Here is a 19,016-nt window from a genome sequence, read left to right on the forward strand (position 1 = left end):
GCGATGCAATCGATACAACTCGCCCTCTGGGCGGTCGCGACGCTGGTCGCCATCGCCCTCATCTTCGACTTCATGAACGGCTTTCACGACGCGGCGAATTCCATCGCCACGGTCGTGTCGACCGGCGTTCTGAAGCCGCAGCAGGCAGTGGCGTTTGCCGCCATGTTCAACGTGATCGCCTATTTCGTGTTCCACCTGAAGGTGGCGCAGACGGTGGGCAAAGGCACGATCGACCCCGATATCGTCGACCACTACGTGGTATTCGGCGCGCTGATGGGCGCGATCGGCTGGAACGTGCTGACCTGGTACTACGGCATTCCGTCGAGTTCCTCGCACGCGCTGATCGGCGGTCTCGTGGGCGCGGCGCTCGCGAAGTCGGGCTGGACTTCGCTCAATTTCGACGGCCTCATGAAGACCGTGGCGTTTATCTTCATTTCGCCGCTGCTCGGTTTCATTCTGGGCTCGTTCTTCATGCTCACGGTGTCGTGGCTATACTTTCGCACGCCGCCAAGCAAGGTCGACCGGCGCTTCAGGCGCCTGCAGCTCATCTCCGCTAGCCTTTACAGCCTTGGCCACGGCGGCAACGACGCGCAGAAGACCATCGGCATCATCTGGATGCTGCTGATCGCAACGGGCTACTCGGCGATCGGCTCGGACGCGCCGCCCATCTGGGTGATCGGCGGCTGCTATCTGTCGATGGGTCTCGGCACGCTGTTCGGCGGCTGGCGCATCGTGCGCACGATGGGCCAGAAGATCACCAAGCTCAAGCCCGTGGGCGGTTTCTGCGCGGAGGCGGGCGGGGCGCTCACGCTCTTCACGGCTTCGTGGATGGGCATTCCTGTTTCGACCACGCACACGATCACCGGCGCGATTGTCGGCGTTGGCGCGACGCAAAAGCTCAGCGCGGTGCGCTGGGGCGTGGCCGGCAACATCGTCTGGGCCTGGGTGCTGACCATACCGGCCTCGGCCACGCTGGCCGCCGCCGCCTGGTGGCTCGGTCACCGCTTCATGTAAAACCTGCGGCGCCTTCGGGCGCCGCAGTGCTTTTCACGCATGGCCAGGGCGCTTGCTGGCACATCAGATTAGCGGGGTGCTCGCCCCGTCCATCGGAATGAGCGCGCCAGTGACGTAGCTCGCACGCCGGCTCGCGAGGAAGAGTGCGACATCGGCAATTTCCTCGGGCTTCGCATAGCGCCCGAGCGGTACCTTCGATTCGCCGCTCGCCAACGCTTCGTCCGCGCCGACGCCCGTGCGTTGCGCCTCTAGTTGAACCGCCTCCTGCAGCCGCTCCGTGAGCGTGGCGCCGGGATTGATGGCGTTGATGCGGATGCCGTAGCGCGCGTGGTAATGCGCAAGTCCCACCGTGGCGAGCATCAAGGCCGCGTTGGCCGCGCCCCCGGCGATATGAATGTCGCTTGCGAACTTGCCGCCCATGCCGATGATATTGACGATCGCCCCCGGCTCCATGCTCTCGCCCGACTTGATTCGCCGCACCATGCGCCGCAGCACCTCCTGCTGCGGGTAGATGTAGGGGAAATACTTCGCATCCATCGTGGCCCTGAACGCGTCCGCATCGAGCGTTTCCGGGTCGTAGCGGCGTGCCGCGCCCGCGCTGTTGATGAGGATGTCGATTGGGCCGACCGCCGTGGAGACTTCCTCGACTACGTCGGCCGCGCTATGGGCTTCGTGCAGGTCGGCGCGCGTGAGGTGCACGTGCAGGCCAACGCTTGCCAGTTGTTCGCGGGCGCGCGCGAGATTGGCGGGGTCGCGCGAGACGATCGCCACGCGGGCGCCTTCCTGCGCAAAGGCGCGCGCACAGGCAAGGCCAATGCCCTTGCTGCCGCCCGTCACGAGTACCACCTTCTTGCTGAGTCCAAGATCCATCGTCGCCTCGCTGCGCGAAAGTATGAAAACGGTCCCAAAACGATAGCAGAGGCGCGCGGCGCCGCAAACCCGCTGGAAGCGTAACTAGCCTTTCGGCCAGGGGCGATGTGCCGCCTGGCGCCGTGGCGCGATCTCTTCGGTCTCTTTATTCGCCGCTGTTGGCAAAGCGCGCGATGGGGTCGTCGCTGGACTGGGTTGGGGCGGCCGAGGCCGGGGCGGCCGTCGAGGCACGCACGATCTGCGCGCTGCCCGCCGGCGGGGCGACCGCCTGGATCGGCGTCGAGCCGACCTGGCCCGCCTGGCGCGCCGCCGCGTTGGCGGTGGGCGGCGGAGGCTCGAAGGCGTCGGCGGCGGCATCGATGGCGTCGCGCGGCGCGCTGGCGGCGGGGGCGCCACCGTAGGCAGGCGCATTGTTGCCGGACGCAACCGCCGGCGCGAGGGAGAGGGCGTCGCGCGCCTGCGTCTGCGCCGCGCCAGGCGACGCGGGGGGCGGTTCGAAGGCGTCGGCCGGGGCGGCCGCGGTTGTCGAAGTCATCGGCGCAGTTGCCGGCGCGGCGGTGTAGGCCGCTGGCGGACTAGAGACGATGCGATTCTGGCTCGCAGCGGCGCTTGGCGCGGGCTGCGCGGCCGCTGCAGGCGCGACGCTCGCCACCGCGGCGGCCGTTGGCGCGACACTCACGCCTGGCGTGCGTTCAGCAGGCGCGGACGCCTCCCACGTCGGCGTCTCGAACGGCGTGCGTTTGGGCGGCGCCATGCGGCGGATGCCGTCGAATCGCTTCGCCCAGTAAGGATTGGTCAGGTAATCGAGCCGCACCGTGCCGCCCGTGGAGGGCGCATTCACGAAACGCAGATTTCCCACGTAGATTCCGACGTGCGAATGCGGCCGCCCCGTCGTATTGAAGAAAACGAGGTCGCCGGATGCGATCTCGTCGGGCTCGACCGTTTCGCCGCGCGTGCTCATTTCGGCGGTGGTGCGCGGCAAGTCGACCGAGGCCGAGCGCGCCAGCACGTATTTCACGAGACCGCTGCAATCGAAGCCGCTATCGGGCGTATTGCCGCCCCAGCGGTACGGAGTGCCGACGAGCCCCATCGCCTGGATCGAGATTTCCTCGCGGCCCACGCTGTGGTCGACAAAGTGGGGAAAGCCAGGCGGCCTGGTGCGCCACACGTTTTCGCCGGAAGGCGAACCGCTGCGCGATACCTTTGGCGGCGTGCTGGAACACGCGGCAAGCAGGACTGCGATCAGTAGCGGAAGCCAGAGTCGGCGCATGAAGCGAAGATGGCGCGCGCGGCGCGTGCGTCATGGGAAAAACGGGTCATGGGCGGATGGTAGCCCGCCCCTCAGGGCTTTCGCAAGGTTTCTTCACAACTTACTTGAAGTTCGCGTGCCAACTGTTGCGCCTCGCGGACGTCAGTTCAATAAAAAAGGACCGTATCCCGTTTCCCGGATACGGTCCTCGCCATGCGCGCAGACGCCCGCAAAAGGGCGCCCGGCGAACAGTTACAGAATGTCCGACGCGTAATCGGCAAGCCGCGAGCGTTCGCCGCGAGCGAGCGTCACGTGGCCGCTATGCGCCCAGCCCTTGAAGCGGTCCACCACATAGGTGAGGCCCGAGCTGCCTTCGGTGAGATACGGCGTGTCGATCTGCGCGATGTTGCCGAGACACACGATCTTCGTGCCCGGACCCGCGCGCGTGACGAGCGTCTTCATCTGCTTGGGCGTGAGGTTCTGCGCCTCGTCGATGATCAGATACTTGTCGACGAACGTGCGGCCGCGCATGAAATTCATGCTCTTCACTTTCAGGCGCGAGCGGATCAGTTCCTGGGTCGCGGCGCGGCCCCATTCGCCGGCGGCGTCATCGGTTTTCTGGAGCACTTCGAGGTTGTCGTCGAAGGCGCCCATCCACGGCTGCATCTTTTCTTCTTCAGTGCCGGGCAGGAAGCCGATGTCCTCGCCAACAGGCACCGTCGCGCGCGTCACGATGATCTCGTTGTAGCGCTTTTCGTCGAGCACCTGCGCGAGGCCAGCCGCGAGCGCGACGAGTGTCTTGCCCGTGCCGGCCTGGCCGAGCAGCGTAACGAAGTCGATCTCCGGGTTCATCAGCAGGTTCAGCGCGAAATTTTGCTCGCGGTTGCGCGCCGTGATGCCCCACACGTTGTTCTTGTGGTGGCCGTAATCGCGCAGCGTCTGCAGAAGCGCCGTCTTGCCGTTGAGTTCGCGCACGATCGCATGGAACGCCGGTTCGCCGTTCTGCGGCTCGAGATACACGAACTCGTTCACAAGCATCGAGAGGCATTCGGGACCCGTCACGCGGTAGTAGGTCGTGCCGGTCTTGGTGTCCTGCCACGACTCCATGCCCTTCGCGTGCTTCGACCAGAAGTCCTGCTGGAGCGCACGCACGCCCGAGTACAGCAGGTCCTTGTCTTCGAGAACCTGGTCGTTGAAGTAGTCTTCGGCGGGCAGGCCGAGCGCATGGGCCTTGATGCGCATGTTGATGTCTTTCGACACCAGCACGACGAGGCGGTCCGGCCGGTCGCGCTGCAGCGCGCGCACGACACCGAGGATCTGGTTGTCGGCTTTGCCCTGGGGCAGGCCGTCGACCGGATCGATATGCGTGAGCGTGGTCTGGAAGTACAGACGCCCGCGCGCCTCGCGGCTGCCGAGGCGGCCAAGCGAAATGCCTTCGGAAATCGGGCCCGCGTTGGCGACGAGCTGGTCGAGCGTGCGGCTCACCTGGCGCGCGTTGCGTGCGACTTCCGACATGCCCTTCTTGTGGTTGTCGAGTTCCTCCAACGTCATCATCGGCAGATAAACGTCGTGCTCCTCGAAACGGAACAGGCAGGTCGGGTCGTGCATGAGCACGTTCGTGTCGAGCACGAAGAGCTTCTGGACTTCGGTGCTCTCTTCGGGATGTACGCGTTTTTTCGAGCCGGCGCGCGTGGCGGGCGCGGCGGCGCCGCCGGAGGCTTTGGCCGAGGCGGGCTTGCCGCCGCGCGCAACGGGCGTCGTATCGGCTTCGGTGCGGGCTTCGAGCGGCTGCAGCAACGCGGGCGTGACCTGCTTGTTGTTGCGCTTGTTGCGCGCGGGTGCCGGGGCGACCGGTTCGAGCGCGGCCAGTTCGGCGCTGGCGCTCGAAAGCGGTACGGTACGCAGCGTGGTCGCGGCGTTGGCGGCCTGCGTCATCGGCTCGGCGACGCTTGCGGGGCCGTATTCGGCCACGTCGGCCGCGTCGTTCTCGCTCGCGGCCTTGCGTGTGCTGCGCGTCGTGCGGGCACGCGCCTTGTATTCTTCGGGCGGCAGCAGGTTGCCGAGCTTGCTGGGGGGAGTAGGCAAAGGCATGGTGTCCCTCGAAAAAATCGGGTCGAGTGGTCGCGGGGTTACCCAGTAAGGCGCGCTTTCGGGCGGTGCGTGCGGGTGCCGGGTAGGCCTCCGCCGTTACTGCGCAAGGTGCGCGCTCAGGTCAGAAAATGCCGGTTCGCCTGGTTTTCGATCAGCTCCTTGACGTTTGCGCGCGCCGGGTCGCAAGGCCGGCGCGAACGGGGACAAAAACGGGGGAGAACAGCGTGGAACAAACAAAAAAGCCGCCGCCCCGGATGACGAGGCAAGCGGCTTCACTTCGGTGTTGTCCCGGTGCCTCGGATACGCAATTCCGGTCATTCCATGACCGGCTGCGAAACCGCCGCAACGCGACGTAAAAAGGGTTGGACAGGCACTCATTACAGCCCAATATAACGCTCCTCAAAGCGCTTGTACAGCCTCCAGAACTTCCTCGACATGGCCCGGCACCTTGATGCCGCGCCACTCCTGGCGCAGCACGCCGGCAGCGTCGATCAGGAAGGTCGAGCGTTCGATACCCCGTACCTCTTTGCCATACATTTTCTTCAATTTGATTACGTCGAAGCGCGCGCAGAGCGCTTCGTCGGCATCCGATACCAAGGTAAACGGCAGTTCGAGCTTAGCCTTGAAATTATCGTGCGAGCGCACGCTGTCGCGCGACACGCCGACGATCTGCGCGCCGGCCTTCTTGAACTTCGGATAGAGGTCGCGGAACTGCAGGCCTTCGGTCGTGCAGCCCGGCGTGTTGTCCTTCGGATAGAAGTACAGCACGATCTTGCTGCCCTTCAGGCTCGATAGCTTGAAGTCGCCGCCGGTGGCGGGGGCGGTAAAGTCCGGAACGGGGTGGTCGACTGCGATGGTCACGTCAGGCACGTGGCTCTCCCTTTGTTATTGGCTGGCATTGCCGCGGCGCGCGGGGCCGTTTCACCGGGACGGCGCGCCGCCCGAGGCGGGGGCGGCACGCGGGCAGCGCGCGGATGCCGGAATCAGTCGGGCTGAACGATCAACTGGCCGGAGCGGCCGGTGATCTCGCCCCAGGTGACAGGGTACGATGGCAGCGAATCCGGGTCCAGCGTCGCATGGTAGTCGCCCATCGTGGCAAACGTGTGGCCTTGCGCGCGCCAGCCCGCGAGCAACTGCTCGAACACCGGCGCGAGCTTCTGGCCTTCGAGTTCGGCGTGCAGCGTGAAGACCTGGTCGTGCGGATTGTTTTCGGTGCGCTTGAGCATCCACGCGGCGACCGTGCCGGTATCGACGCCATCCACGCCGAGCACTTCGTCGAGCGTGGGCAGCGTAGTGGGCATCTGCACGTGGTTCAGCGTGCGGCCCGCCACTACCGGACGGTAGGGCGAATGGCCGCGCCCGTCCGAGGCGTACTTCATGCCCCACGTGTCGATCTGCTCGAAGGCGGCCTCATTCATCTGCCAGCCCGCCGCGCCGTGCGTGACGGGCGGCGTGCCGAAAATGCGCGTGAAGCGGTCGTGGCTCTTCTGCATCTGGCGCGCGGTCCATTGCCCGTCGCGCTTGCGCACGTTGTCCTGCCAGTACACGTGATCCCACGTATGGATGCCGCACTCGAAGCCGGCTTCGTGAATCGCGCGCATTTCCGCCGCGGCTTCCACGCCGATGTCGGGGCCCGGCAAGAGCACGCCGTACATCAATTGCTTCACGCCGTAGTGCTCGACCACCGACGTGCGCGAGACCTTCTTGAGAAAGCCAGGCCGCAACACGCGGCGCAGCGCCCAGCCCGTGTGATCGGGGCCGAGGCTGAACAGGAACGTCGCGCGCGCCTTGTAGCGGTCGAAAATGCGCGCGAGATTCGGCACGCCTTCGCGCGTGCCGCGCAGCGTGTCGACGTCGATTTTCAGGACGATGCGGGCCACGTGGCGAGGTCCTTGACGCTTAGTGTTGCTCGACGAGCGCACGCGCCTCGGCCACATGGCCGCGGTACGCTTCGAAGATCTTGCGCAGCGCTTCGTCGAAGGTCGACTTCGGCGCCCAGCCGAGTTCCTGCTTGGTGTTGTCGATCTTCGGCACGCGGTTCTGGACGTCCTGGTAGCCCGCGCCGTAGTACGCGCCCGACGACGTTTCCACGAGCTGCACCTTTTTCGCCATTTCCGCGTATTCCGGGAATTCGGCGGCGAGCGCGAGCATCTTGTGCGCGAGTTCGCGCACCGAGAAGTTGTTGGTCGGGTTGCCGATGTTGTAGATCTTGCCCGTGGCGACGCCGTCCTTGTTCTCGATGATCTTCATCAGCGCTTCGATGCCGTCGTCGATGTCGGTGAACGCGCGCTTTTGCGCGCCGCCATCCACGAGGCTGATGTTCTCGCCGCGCACGATATGGCCGAGGAACTGCGTGACCACGCGCGACGAGCCTTCCTTCGGCGTGTAGATCGAGTCGAGGCCCGGGCCGATCCAGTTGAACGGACGGAACAGCGTGAAGTTCAGACCCTCCATGCCGTAGCCCCAGATCACGCGGTCCATGAGCTGCTTCGAGCACGCGTAGATCCAGCGCGGCTTGTTGATCGGGCCGTAGGTCAGCGCCGAGGCGTCCGGGTCGAACTGCTCGTCGCTGCACATGCCATAGACTTCCGACGTCGACGGGAAGACGAGGTGCTTGCGGTACTTCACGGCCGAACGCACGATCGGCAGGTTCGCCTCGAAGTCGAGTTCGAACACGCGCAGCGGCTGCTGCACGTAGGTAGCGGGCGTCGCGATGGCAACCAGCGGCAGGATCACGTCGCACTTTTTGACGTGATATTCGACCCACTCCTTGTTGATCGTGATGTCGCCTTCGAAGAAGTGCATACGCTCATGCTTGACGAGGTCGCCGAGGCGATCCGTCTGCATGTCCATGCCGAACACTTCCCAGTTCGTGGATTCGAGGATGCGCTTGGACAGGTGGTGGCCGATAAAGCCGTTCACACCCAGGATCAGAACTTTTTTGGTCATGGACGGGGGACAGATGAAATGAGTTCGGAGAACGCGGCGGGGCTGACGACGGTCTCCTGACCGCCCTGTTCGGGACCCGCTGCATGCCGCAGTTCGTGGATCGCGATGGCGCGCGCGTCGCCGCAGATGGCGAAAAGCGCATTATCGCTTACGTGGATGCCCACGGGCAATCCGGCGAGGGGGCGGACCCTTTCGGCGTCTTGCGAGCCGGGGCGCACAAGACGCGCGCGGGCAATCACGAAACGCTCGTTGCCGATGTCGGTGAACGCGCCCGGATAGGGCGGCGCGACGGCGCGGATAAGGTTGTACACCTGCTGCGCGCTCTGGCCGAAGTCGATGCGGCCGTCCTCCGGCTTGCGTCCGCCGTAGTAGCTGCCCCTCGCGAGATCGTTCGGCAGATGCGGCGCCTCGCCCGCGATCAGCGCGGGCAGCACGCGCCAGAGCGTCTGCTCGGCGGCGACCGTGACCTTGTCGAACACTTGCGCGGCGGTGTCGTCGGGCAGGATCGGCACCGGCGTTTGCGCGAGAATCGCGCCCGCGTCGGGCTTCGCGGCCATTTCGTGCAGCGTGGCGCCCGTTTCGGTCTCGCCGTTGAGCACGGCCCAGTTCGTGGGCACGCGGCCCCGGTATTTCGGCAGAAGCGAGCCGTGCACGTTGTACGCGCCGCGCCCGGCGAGGGCGAGCAGGTCCACAGGCAGCATGTGCCGGTAGTAGAACGAGAAGATGAAGTCCGGCTGCGCGGCGGAAACGGCCGCGCGCAGTTCGGCGCTCTTCGGATCGGCGGGCGTGACGACCTCGATGCCATGCTCCTGCGCCACCGATTTCACGCTGCCGAACCAGATGTTCTCCGTGGGGCTGTCTTCATGCGTGACGACGAGCGCAACGTCGACGCCACCCGCGAGCAGCACCTGGAGGCAGCGCACGCCCACGTTGTGATACGCGAAGACAACGGCGCGCGGCTTCATTGGCCGGCTCCTTCATTGGCCGCGTTCGTGGTGACGTTCGCGGGTTGTCCTGGTTGCGCCGGCTGCGCGAACGCGGCGGCCTGCACGAAATCCTGGCGCGGCGTATCGACGACGGCGCGGCCATTGCGCTCCTCGAGGATCGTCTGGATCAGATAACGCGGACGCGCACGCACCTGCTGATAGATGCGGCCGATGTACTCGCCGAGCAGACCGAGCGCGAAGATGATCACGCCGAGCAGGAAGAACGTGATGGCGAACAGCGTGAACACGCCTTGCACTTCCGCGCCGATGATGAAGCGGCGAATCAGCAGCAGCAGGAAGAGGCCCGCCGAGCCGAGCGAGAGAATCACGCCGATGAACGAGAGCCACTGCAGCGGCACGACGGAAAAGCCCGTCACGAGGTCGAAATTCAGGCGAATGAGGCTGTAGAGCGAGTACTTCGATTCGCCGGCGAAGCGCTCCTCGTGGGCGACCTCCACCTCGACCGGGTTCTGCGAGAACGTGTAGGCGAGCGCCGGAATGAAGGTGTTGATTTCGCCGCAGCGGTTGATGGTGTCGATGATGCGGCGGTTGTACGCGCGCAGCATGCAGCCCTGATCGGTCATCTTGATGCGCGTGATGCGCTCGCGCAGACGGTTCATCGCCAGCGAGGCCTTGCGCCGCCACAGACTGTCCTGGCGCTGCTTGCGGATCGTGCCGACGTAGTCGTAGCCCTCGCGCATCTTCTCGACGAGCTTGCCGATTTCCTCGGGCGGATTCTGCAGGTCGGCGTCGAGCGTGATGACGATCTCGCCGCGCGCCTGCTCGAAGCCCGCGAGAATCGCCATGTGCTGGCCGTAGTTGCCGTTGAGCAGGATCGCGCGCGTGGTGTCGGGCCGCGCGCGGAACTGCTCCGCGAGCATCGCGGCCGAGCGGTCGCGGCTGCCGTCGTTGATGAAGATCACTTCGTACGAGGTGCCGAGCTTGTCGAGCGCCGGATACAGGCGCGCGAACAGCGCGGGAAGGCCCGCTTCCTCGTTGTAGACCGGAATGATGACCGAGACTTCCGGCGTATCCGGGGTCAAGGTGCCGAGTTCCGTTTGACTCATGTGTGCGTCGATTCCGTTATTGGGTGCTTCGGTTTACTGCGAGCGCAACCGGCGGCGCAAGTGCCGCGCCGTCCGCATGCGTTTCCCCTGTTTCTTCCGACTTCTGCTACTGCCTGCTTTGCAAGCTACGTCGCGAACTACTTTGCAAACTTCGCGCAAATCTCGTTCACCGCGCCGCACACGCGCGCCACGTCGGCTTCGGTCATCTGCGTGAAGAGCGGCAGCGTGACCGTGGTCGCGCCAAAGCGCTCCGCGTGCGGGAACATGCCCGCCTTGAAACCTCGCTCGCGGTAGAGCGTGAAAAGGTGAATGGCCGGGTAGTGCACGCCCGAGCCGATGCCGCGTTCCTTGAGTTCGCCCATGAAACCGGCGCGGTCGATCGAGAGCTTCTCGAGCGGCAGCGTGATCTGGAACATGTGCCAGTTGCTGTTGGTGAAATCGGCGAGCGGCAGGCCCATGCCGAGCTTCACGGCCGCGCCGCCCTCGAAGCCGGCCAGGTAGGCCCGCGCGAGCGCGTGGCGCTGGCGGGTGAAACGCTCGATGTGCTTGAGCTGGCCGAGCCCGACGCGCGCCGCGACATCCGTGAGATTGTACTTGCCGCCGAGCACGTCGCAGTCCATGCCGTCGAAGCCCGTGCGCGTGATGCCCTGAAGGCGGTACTTCTGCGCGAGCAGGGCTTCCGCTTCGTCGTTGAGGACGAGCGCGCCGCCCTCGATCGACGTGAGATTCTTGTTCGGATGGAAGCTGAACGAAACGATGTCGCCGATCGCGCCGATGCGCTTGCCGTTCCACGTCGAGCCGAACGCCTGGGCGGCGTCCTCGATCACGCGCAGCTTGTGCTGGCGGGCGATCGCATAGAGCCGGTCCATGTCGACGGGCAAGCCCGAGAGAAACACGGGGATGATCGCTTTCGTCTTCGGCGTGATGGCGGCTTCGAGCTTGTCGAGGTCGATGTTGCGCGTGACGGGGTCGATGTCGGCGAACACGGGCGTCGCACCGACTTCATAAATCACATTGCTGGTCGCGACCCACGAGGCGGGCGTGGTGATGACCTCGTCGCCGGGACCCACGCCGGCAATGCGCAGTCCGATTTCGAGCGTCGCCGTGCCCGAGTTGAAGGCGCGCACGGGACGCCCGCCGCAATACTCCGAGAGCGCGGCCTCGAATGCCTGGTTCTGGGGGCCGGTCGTGATCCAGCCCGAGCGCAGCACGTCTGCTACGCCCTGGATGGTCTCTTCGTCGATTTCGGGGCGCACGAACGGCAGGAACGGAACGGTCGACTGCGTGGATGACTGGGTCATGAATGCTTTGCTCTTTGCTCGTCAGAAAATGGGGCCGGGCAGCGAGGCCGCCGCGGCGCATCTTACGAAATGCTTATAAGGCGCACGCCGCGCGTCAGCTACGCGCCAGCACGAACACGCCGATCAGGATGATGCCGATACCCACGAGCCGCTGCACGCTCAGCACCTCGCCGAACAGATACCACGCCGCGAACGCGTTGACCACGTAGCCGAGCGAGAGCATGGGGTAGGCGATCGAGACATCCACGCGCGAGAGCCCGACAATCCACACGACCACGCTGAACACGTAGCAGGTGAGGCCGCCGAGAATCGGCACTTGCGTCGCGAGCTTCATGCCAATGGGCAAGATGTTCGCACGGCTGAATTCGAAGTGTCCAACGGCATTGACACCGGCCTTCAGCAACAGTTGCGCGCATGCGTTGAGGCCGACGCCGGCGAGGATGCAGATCAGGGAAATCGGATTCATCGGAAAGGGTGGTTCAACGGGTTATAGGGGGGCGGCCCGCCGATTATCGCGCATGCGTCAATGGGGGCCGGGGTTGGACCAGGAAGGGGCCGGCTAGAGGCCCAAAAGCCTTCAGGGCTGCGGTTTCTCGACGATGACGCGCCGCGTGTCGCGGGCGACCACCTGCATCGGCAAGCCCTGGGCGGCCAGTTCCTCATAACGCTGCGTCGGAATCAGCGCGAGCGCGTGGCGATCGGCTTTCCAGCGCGCTTCCCAGTCTGCGATGGTCGGCACCCATTTTTGCGGCTCCTCGGAGATGCCGAAGGCGAGTTCGTCGGTGACTTCGACCATCGTCATGGAATGGCGCACGTAGAACGGCATGGTGTGGTCGAGCACTCCCACGGAGTAGAACGGCGTGCCGGGCGGCTGCTGCGCAATGGCGGCGCGCACCGCGGGCGCGAGCGGCGCGCCGGAACTCAGCGTGCCGAACACGTCGTGCCCCGTGCCCGCGAGCGTCGCCAGCAGCAGCCACGCGGTGCCGAGCGCGAGCGCCGGCGCGCGCGCGCCGGTTTCGGGCGTGCGCTTCGCACGGTTCAGGCGCAGGCCGACCATGGTGACGACGAAGGCCACGGCGGCCGCGGCGAACACCCATACCTGGAACTCGCGGTAGAGCGCGTTGGGATTGCGCGCGTCGCCGAGGCGCGTGAGCACGAACGAGGCGCCCATCAGCACGACGGCGAGGAGCGCATAGCCCGCGAGGTGCCTCGTCCACTGCGTGCGCGTCATGACCGGCAGATACATGCCGATGATGAGCGCGACCGGCGGCGCGATCGGCAGGACGTAGGAGACGAGCTTCGAGTGCGAGGCGCTGAAGAACAGGAAAATGAATACTGTCCAGACGAACATCAGCATGACGGGCGAGAAGCCGTTGGTCTGACGCGGCGCGCGCAGCGCATGGCGCACGCTCTGCACGCTCACCGAAAGCCACGGCAGGAAACCCACCAGCATGACCGGCACGAAGTAATAAAACGGGCCGGGGCGGTTCTGCGCGGGCGTGAGATAGCGCTGGAACTGCTGGACGACGAAAAAGAAGTTGAAGAATTCGGGATTGCGCTGCTGCACGAGAATGAACCACGGCGAAACGATCGCGAAGAACACGATCAGGCCGCTCACGAGATAGAGACGCTTCCAGAGCGCCCAGTCGCGCGAAATCGCCGTATACAGCACGAGCACCGCGCCCGGCAGGATCAGGCCGACGAGGCCCTTGGAAAGCACCGCCATCGCCATGGCCGCCCAGCACACCCACATCCACAGGCGCGCGTGGTTTTTGGGCAGGGTCGGGCGCTGTGCGAGCAGCAGCGCGCACAGCGTGAGCTGCATCCAGAACGACAGGCCCATGTCGAGCGTGTTGAAGTGGCCCATCAGGTTCCAGTACGGCGCGCAGGCGAGCACGACTGCGGCGAAGAAGCCCGTGGCGGCGTTGAACACGCGCGCGCCGGTGAAGCCGATCAGCAGCACGCCGGCGAAGCCGGTGAGCGCCGTATACAGGCGCGCCTGCCACTCGCCGAGGCCGAACCACGCGAACGTGAGCGCGTTCATCCAGGTTTGCAGCGGCGGCTTCTCGAAATACTTGTAGTCGTTGTAGCGCGGCGTGATCCAGTCGCCGGTCGCGAGCATTTCGCGCGCCATTTCGGCGTAACGGCCTTCGTCGCTCGGCAGCAGGTGGCGCCAGCCGAGCGGCAGGAACCAGATCACGGCGAGAGCGAGGATCAGGAGCAGGATCGCACTGCGGTTGAGCGGTAGCCGCGATGGCGTATCGTTCATGGGTTTCAGCCTGTTCTTGTTGCGGTCGTTGCGGTCGGGAAGCGGGGCGCGCGACGGGTGTGGCGCACGCGGCGCGCAAGTGTACTACGCCGTCGCGCGGCGACCTGAAGGCAAGCTTAAGGTGCGTCAGCTTTCGATCAGAAGCGCGGCCGCCACACGGCGGCCTTCGGCCATGAGGATGTTGTAGGTGCGGCAAGCGGCCTTGAAATCCATTGCCTCGACGCCGATGCGCCTGGCGGAGAGCGCGGCGGTCAGGCGCGGATGCGCAAAACGCAGCCGTTCGCCGCTGCCGAACACCACCACCTCGGGGTTCAGCGGCAGAAGCATTTCGAAGAGATCGGGCGTGAGGGCGTCGAACGACTGCACCGGCCACGGGATGACCGGCGTTTCGGGCATCACGATGATGCTGCCCGTGTGGCGTTCGAGGTTCACTTCGACGTAGTCGGCGCCGTAAGCGGTCACGGTATTGAGCGCGGCGCTGGAGTCCTGATGTAGTTTCAAAACGGGGTTCCGGGAATAAGGGCGAGTGAGGTGCGCAAGCGAGGGGCCGCCCTGTGCCGACGCCGTGTCGCGCGCGTCGCGCTCCGCTTCCTGGGCCGTCCTCCGGCCTGCCTTCTGGCCCGCCTCTTGACCCGCCTCTTGACCGATTGCGCATTGCGGAAGTTGGTCAAAATCCGCTAAATTATAGCTTTTTAGCCGCCGCAGCGGCGGCGCCCGCGGGTAGACCGCGCCGGCCGACCGCCAGCAGTCCACCAGGCGCGCCATCCGCGCATCGGGCAAGGGCAGCCACAAGCTGCCGGGGCAGCCGGAGGCGATCGGGCTCGCCCTGGCGGATGCTTCCCGCGACGCTGTGCGAGCGCCCGGCGCTCTGTTCGCAAAGGGTGCGCGGCTTGTATCCCGCCGGGAGCGCCCCTCGGCTTCCTTGCATGTCTTGTCCGTCGGGGCGCCATCCGCCCGGCCGGTCATCGGCATTCCAGCCTGTTCCAGCCCTTTTACCGCGTCTTACTTGCCTTCGACGCCCTGACCGACTAACCCCGACCACCCGATAGCCCGCCGTGAAACCGATTCTCAAATCCAACAAGCTGCAGAACGTTTGCTACGACATCCGCGGGCCGGTGCTCGAGCACGCGAAGCGCCTCGAAGAAGAAGGCCATCGCATCATCAAGCTGAACATCGGCAACCTCGCGCCGTTCGGGTTCGACGCGCCCGACGAGGTCATTCAGGACATGATCCTGAACCTGCCGGGCTCGTCGGGCTATTCGGATTCGAAGGGCGTGTTCGCCGCGCGCAAGGCGATCATGCATTACGCGCAGCAAAAGGGCGTGAAGGGCGTTGAACTCGACGACATCTATATCGGCAACGGCGCGTCCGAGCTGATCGTGATGGCCATGCAGGCCCTCCTCAACGACGGCGACGAAGTGCTGCTGCCCGCGCCCGACTATCCGCTGTGGACGGCGGCCGTGAGCCTCTCGGGCGGCACGCCTGTGCACTACATCTGCGACGAGTCGAACGCGTGGATGCCCGACCTCGACGACATCCGCTCGAAGATCACGCCGACCACGCGCGCGATCGTCGTCATCAACCCGAACAACCCGACCGGCGCGCTCTATTCGGACGACCTGCTGCGCGGCCTCGTGGCGATCGCGCGCGAGCACGGCCTGATCCTCTTCGCCGACGAGGTCTACGACAAGATCATCTACGACGGCAAGACGCACACCGCGCTCGGCTCGCTCTCGGAAGACGTGATCACCGTTACGCTCAACAGCCTCTCGAAGAGCTATCGCGCGTGCGGCTACCGCGCGGGCTGGATGTTCCTCTCGGGCATGACGGGCGAGAACCGCCGCCGCTCGAAGGATTACACGGAAGGTCTCGGCATTCTCGCTTCCATGCGCCTGTGCGCGAACGTGCCGGGCCAGTACGCGATCCAGACGGCGCTGGGCGGCTACCAGAGCATCAACGAGCTGATCCAGCCGGGCGGGCGCCTCTATCGTCAGCGCGAACTCGCGTACAACATGCTCACGGCCATTCCGGGCGTGACCTGCGTGAAGCCCGAGGCGGCGCTTTACATGTTCCCGCGCCTCGACCCCAAGCTTTACCCGATCGAGAACGACCAGCAGTTCATTCTCGATCTGCTCCTGCAGGAGCGCGTGCTGCTTGTGCAGGGCACGGGCTTCAACTGGAAGCAGCCGGACCACTTCCGCGTGGTGTTCCTGCCCAACGTCGACGACCTGACCGATTCGATCAACCGCATCGCGCGCTTCCTCGACGGCTATCGTCAGCGGCATGGCACCTGAGCTTCAGATACAACGCATTCCCTTTAAACACTTAGACGAACACACGCTGCATGGATCCGATCAAAGTAGGTCTCTTGGGCTTCGGCACGGTAGGCAGCGGCACCTTCACGGTACTGCGCCGCAACCAGGAAGAAATCAAACGCCGCGCGGGCCGCGGCATCGAGGTCGCGCGCATTGCCGTGCGCAACCCGGCCAAGGCCACGGCGGCGCTCGGCAATGAAGCCGGCAGCGTCGACCTGACGACCGACTTCAACGCCGTGGTCGACGATCCGTCGATTTCGATCGTCGCCGAAATGATCGGCGGCACGACGCTCGCGAAGGATCTCGTGCTGCGCGCCATTGCCAACGGCAAGCACGTGGTCACGGCGAACAAGGCGCTGCTGGCGGTGCACGGGACCGAGATCTTCGAAGCGGCGCGCGCCCGGGGCGTGATGGTCGCGTTCGAGGCGGCGGTGGCGGGCGGCATTCCCATCATCAAGGCGCTGCGCGAAGGCCTCACGGCCAACCGCATCCAGTACATCGCGGGCATCATCAACGGCACGACGAACTACATCCTTTCGGAAATGCGCGAGCGCGGCCTCGACTTCGCGACCGCACTGAAAGCCGCGCAGGAACTGGGCTACGCCGAAGCCGATCCGACCTTCGACATCGAAGGCGTGGACGCCGCGCACAAGGCCACGATCATGAGCGCGATCGCGTTCGGCGTGCCTGTGCAGTTCGACAAGGCCTACGTGGAAGGCATCAGCAAGCTCGACGCCATCGACATCAGGTACGCGGAAGAACTGGGCTATCGCATCAAGCTGCTCGGCATTGCGCGGCGCACCGATCGCGGTATCGAACTGCGCACGCATCCCACGCTGATCCCGGCCAAGCGCCTGCTCGCGAACGTGGAAGGCGCGATGAACGCCGTGGTTGTGCATGGCGACGCCGTGGGCACGACGCTCTACTACGGCAAGGGCGCGGGCGCGGAGCCTACGGCCTCCGCCGTCGTGGCCGATCTCGTCGATGTCACGCGCCTGCACACGGCCGACCCCGAGCACCGCGTGCCGCATCTGGCCTTCCAGCCGGAGAGCCTCTCGAACACGCCGATCCTGCCGATCGACGAAGTCACGAGCGGCTACTACCTGCGCCTGCGCGTGGCCGACCAGACCGGCGTGATGGCGGCCATTACGCGCATCCTGGCCGACAGCGGCATCTCGATCGACGCGCTGCTGCAAAAGGAAGCGGAGCAGGTCGACGCACAGGGCAAGGCGGAAACCGACATCATCCTGATCACGCACGAAACGCTCGAAAAGAGCGTCAACGCGGCGATCGCGCAGATCGAAAAGCTCGCGACGGTGAAGTCGCAGGTCACGAAGCTGCGCATGGAAGGACTGAACTAAGGCAAGGGCTATGAATTACGTATCTACGCGCGGCGCGGGCGCCGGCGAGCATCATTCGTTTTCCGACATCCTGCTGGGCGGTCTCGCGCGCGACGGCGGCCTCTATCTGCCGGCCGCGTATCCGCAGATCGGCAAGGAAGAACTCGCGCGCTGGCGCGGCCTTTCGTACGCGGATCTCGCGTTCGAAATCCTCTCGAAGTTCGCCGGCGACATTCCCGCCGACGACCTGCGCGATATCACGCGCCGCACCTACACCGCCGAAACGTATCGCAACGTGCGCCACGGCGAGGACGCGAGCAAGATCACGCCGCTCACCACGCTCGGCGAGGAAAACGGCGCGCGGCTTTCGCTGCTCGAACTCTCGAACGGCCCGACGCTCGCGTTCAAGGACATGGCAATGCAGTTGCTCGGCAACCTGTTCGAGTACGCGCTTGCCAGGGCCGGCCAGGAACTGAATATTCTCGGCGCGACCTCCGGCGACACCGGCAGCGCGGCGGAATACGCCATGCGCGGCAAGAAGGGCGTGCGCGTGTTCATGCTCTCGCCGCACAGGAAGATGAGCGCGTTCCAGACCGCGCAGATGTTCAGCCTGCAAGACCCGAACATCTTCAACCTCGCCGTGGAAGGCGTGTTCGACGACTGCCAGGACATCGTCAAGGCCGTGTCGAACGATCACGCGTTCAAGGCGCAGCGGAAGATCGGCACGGTCAACTCGATCAACTGGGCGCGCGTCGTGGCACAGGTCGTGTACTACTTCGCCGGTTACTTCGCGGCGACGCAGTCGAACGACGAGCGCGTGTCGTTCACGGTGCCGTCGGGCAACTTCGGCAACGTGTGCGCGGGCCATATCGCGCGCATGATGGGCCTGCCGATCGAAAAGCTCGTGGTCGCGACCAACGAGAACGACGTGCTCGACGAGTTCTTCCGCACGGGCATCTATCGCGTGCGCGCCTCGGCCGAGACGTATCACACGACGAGCCCGAGCATGGACATCTCGAAGGCGTCGAACTTCGAGCGTTTCGTGTACGACCTGCTCGGCCGCGATCCGGCGCGCGTGACGCAACTGTTCCGCGACGTGGAGGAGAAGGGCGGGTTCGATCTCGTGGCGAGCGGCGACTTCGTGCGCGTGAAGCAGTTCGGCTTCGTTTCGGGCCGCAGCAGCCATGACGACCGCATCGCCACCATTCGCGACATCTACTCGCGTTACAAGACGATGATCGACACCCATACGGCTGACGGCGTGAAGGTCGCCCGCGAACACCTGCAGCCGGGCGTACCGATGATCGTGCTCGAAACCGCGCAGCCGGTGAAGTTCGGCGAGACGATTCGCGAGGCGCTCGACCGCGAGCCGGAGCGTCCGTCTGCGTTCGAAGGACTGGAGGCGCTGCCGCAGCGCTTCGAAGTCGTGCCTGCCGACGTCAAGCGTGTGAAGGACTATATCGCCGCTCATACGTCGGATTGATTGTGGATTGATGGCGCATCCGGGGCCGCATCCGCTCGCGGTCCTGGCGCGTCGCCATTTCATAAGGCGCAGCGGGGCGGTC

General features: G+C 65.3%; 16 protein-coding genes. 4 read left to right on the forward strand and 12 right to left on the reverse strand.

All coding sequences use genetic code 11. From position 1 onward, the window contains the following. Nucleotides 1–3: 3 nt before the first annotated feature. Nucleotides 4–1,014 carry an inorganic phosphate transporter gene (locus U5768_RS24880; RefSeq protein WP_322033040.1) on the forward strand — a complete coding sequence of 337 codons (1,011 nt, stop codon included), beginning with the start codon at nt 4–6 and terminating at the stop codon, nt 1,012–1,014. A 63-nt stretch (nt 1,015–1,077) separates the two neighbouring features. Here U5768_RS24880 and U5768_RS24885 read toward each other — a convergent pair whose 3' ends face one another. The 12 genes from U5768_RS24885 to U5768_RS24940 form a co-directional block, all read right to left on the reverse strand. Then, complete coding sequence (locus U5768_RS24885) at nt 1,078–1,884, reverse strand: SDR family oxidoreductase (RefSeq protein ID WP_322033041.1); 807 nt, start codon at nt 1,882–1,884, stop codon at nt 1,078–1,080. A gap of 145 nt (nt 1,885–2,029) precedes the next feature. Next, complete coding sequence (locus U5768_RS24890) at nt 2,030–3,154, reverse strand: C40 family peptidase (RefSeq protein WP_322033042.1); 1,125 nt, start codon at nt 3,152–3,154, stop codon at nt 2,030–2,032. 231 nt (nt 3,155–3,385) lie between these two features. Beyond that, nucleotides 3,386–5,224, reverse strand: coding sequence for a PhoH family protein (locus U5768_RS24895; protein WP_322033043.1), 1,839 nt, complete (start codon nt 5,222–5,224; stop codon nt 3,386–3,388). A gap of 399 nt (nt 5,225–5,623) precedes the next feature. Continuing rightward, complete coding sequence (locus U5768_RS24900; RefSeq protein WP_322033094.1) at nt 5,624–6,085, reverse strand: peroxiredoxin; 462 nt, start codon at nt 6,083–6,085, stop codon at nt 5,624–5,626. 122 nt (nt 6,086–6,207) lie between these two features. Then, the gene (locus tag U5768_RS24905; RefSeq protein WP_322033044.1) at nt 6,208–7,104 is read right to left on the reverse strand and encodes a polysaccharide deacetylase family protein; all 897 of its coding nucleotides are present in this window, start codon (nt 7,102–7,104) and stop codon (nt 6,208–6,210) included. Nucleotides 7,105–7,123: 19 nt separating this feature from the next. Next, complete coding sequence (locus U5768_RS24910) at nt 7,124–8,173, reverse strand: bifunctional UDP-4-keto-pentose/UDP-xylose synthase (RefSeq protein WP_254314089.1); 1,050 nt, start codon at nt 8,171–8,173, stop codon at nt 7,124–7,126. After that, nucleotides 8,170–9,138: a formyltransferase gene (locus U5768_RS24915; RefSeq protein WP_322033045.1), complete on the reverse strand. Its 969-nt coding sequence runs from the start codon at nt 9,136–9,138 to the stop codon at nt 8,170–8,172. The genes U5768_RS24910 and U5768_RS24915 overlap by 4 nt, the downstream gene beginning before the upstream one ends. Then, nucleotides 9,135–10,226, reverse strand: a complete 1,092-nt coding sequence (locus tag U5768_RS24920; RefSeq protein WP_322033046.1) for a glycosyltransferase — start codon at nt 10,224–10,226, stop codon at nt 9,135–9,137. The genes U5768_RS24915 and U5768_RS24920 overlap by 4 nt, the downstream gene beginning before the upstream one ends. A 137-nt stretch (nt 10,227–10,363) precedes the next feature. Beyond that, nucleotides 10,364–11,527 carry a DegT/DnrJ/EryC1/StrS aminotransferase family protein gene (locus U5768_RS24925; RefSeq protein ID WP_322033047.1) on the reverse strand — a complete coding sequence of 388 codons (1,164 nt, stop codon included), beginning with the start codon at nt 11,525–11,527 and terminating at the stop codon, nt 10,364–10,366. 94 nt (nt 11,528–11,621) lie between these two features. Then, nucleotides 11,622–11,993 (reverse strand): SMR family transporter, encoded by a 372-nt coding sequence (locus U5768_RS24930; protein ID WP_322033048.1) that lies wholly within the window; start codon nt 11,991–11,993, stop codon nt 11,622–11,624. A 111-nt stretch (nt 11,994–12,104) separates the two neighbouring features. After that, nucleotides 12,105–13,796, reverse strand: a complete 1,692-nt coding sequence (locus U5768_RS24935) for a glycosyltransferase family 39 protein (protein WP_322033049.1) — start codon at nt 13,794–13,796, stop codon at nt 12,105–12,107. Nucleotides 13,797–13,922: 126 nt separating this feature from the next. Then, a complete protein-coding gene (locus U5768_RS24940) occupies nt 13,923–14,297 on the reverse strand; it encodes an Mth938-like domain-containing protein (protein WP_322033050.1) in 375 nt (124 codons plus the stop codon). 554 nt (nt 14,298–14,851) lie between these two features. On the opposite strand from U5768_RS24940, the gene U5768_RS24945 reads away from it, so the two are divergent. From U5768_RS24945 to thrC, 3 genes are read left to right on the forward strand one after another with little or no spacing between them, the layout of a single operon-like run. After that, a complete protein-coding gene (locus U5768_RS24945; RefSeq protein WP_322033051.1) occupies nt 14,852–16,090 on the forward strand; it encodes a pyridoxal phosphate-dependent aminotransferase in 1,239 nt (412 codons plus the stop codon). 50 nt (nt 16,091–16,140) lie between these two features. Continuing rightward, entirely contained in the window at nt 16,141–17,472 is a 1,332-nt protein-coding gene (locus U5768_RS24950; protein ID WP_322033052.1) for a homoserine dehydrogenase, read from the forward strand. 10 nt (nt 17,473–17,482) lie between these two features. Further along, the gene (gene thrC, locus U5768_RS24955; RefSeq protein ID WP_322033053.1) at nt 17,483–18,934 is read left to right on the forward strand and encodes a threonine synthase; all 1,452 of its coding nucleotides are present in this window, start codon (nt 17,483–17,485) and stop codon (nt 18,932–18,934) included. The last annotated feature ends 82 nt before the right edge of the window (nt 18,935–19,016 follow it).

Source organism: Paraburkholderia sp. J76 (genome assembly GCF_905220295.1).
Lineage (GTDB): Bacteria > Pseudomonadota > Gammaproteobacteria > Burkholderiales > Burkholderiaceae > Paraburkholderia.

What these genes read in the sequence shown, in the direction of transcription:
- U5768_RS24880 (WP_322033040.1), top strand. Translation starts at nt 4, where the DNA reads ATGCAATCGATACAACTCGCCCTCTGGGCGGTCGCGACGCTGGTCGCC.
- U5768_RS24950 (WP_322033052.1), top strand. Translation starts at nt 16,141, where the DNA reads ATGGATCCGATCAAAGTAGGTCTCTTGGGCTTCGGCACGGTAGGCAGC.
- U5768_RS24920 (WP_322033046.1), bottom strand. Translation starts at nt 10,226, where the DNA reads ATGAGTCAAACGGAACTCGGCACCTTGACCCCGGATACGCCGGAAGTC.
- U5768_RS24925 (WP_322033047.1), bottom strand. Translation starts at nt 11,527, where the DNA reads ATGACCCAGTCATCCACGCAGTCGACCGTTCCGTTCCTGCCGTTCGTG.
- U5768_RS24885 (WP_322033041.1), bottom strand. Translation starts at nt 1,884, where the DNA reads ATGGATCTTGGACTCAGCAAGAAGGTGGTACTCGTGACGGGCGGCAGC.
- U5768_RS24890 (WP_322033042.1), bottom strand. Translation starts at nt 3,154, where the DNA reads ATGCGCCGACTCTGGCTTCCGCTACTGATCGCAGTCCTGCTTGCCGCG.
- U5768_RS24930 (WP_322033048.1), bottom strand. Translation starts at nt 11,993, where the DNA reads ATGAATCCGATTTCCCTGATCTGCATCCTCGCCGGCGTCGGCCTCAAC.
- U5768_RS24915 (WP_322033045.1), bottom strand. Translation starts at nt 9,138, where the DNA reads ATGAAGCCGCGCGCCGTTGTCTTCGCGTATCACAACGTGGGCGTGCGC.
- U5768_RS24895 (WP_322033043.1), bottom strand. Translation starts at nt 5,224, where the DNA reads ATGCCTTTGCCTACTCCCCCCAGCAAGCTCGGCAACCTGCTGCCGCCC.
- U5768_RS24935 (WP_322033049.1), bottom strand. Translation starts at nt 13,796, where the DNA reads ATGAACGATACGCCATCGCGGCTACCGCTCAACCGCAGTGCGATCCTG.
- U5768_RS24910 (WP_254314089.1), bottom strand. Translation starts at nt 8,173, where the DNA reads ATGACCAAAAAAGTTCTGATCCTGGGTGTGAACGGCTTTATCGGCCAC.
- thrC (WP_322033053.1), top strand. Translation starts at nt 17,483, where the DNA reads ATGAATTACGTATCTACGCGCGGCGCGGGCGCCGGCGAGCATCATTCG.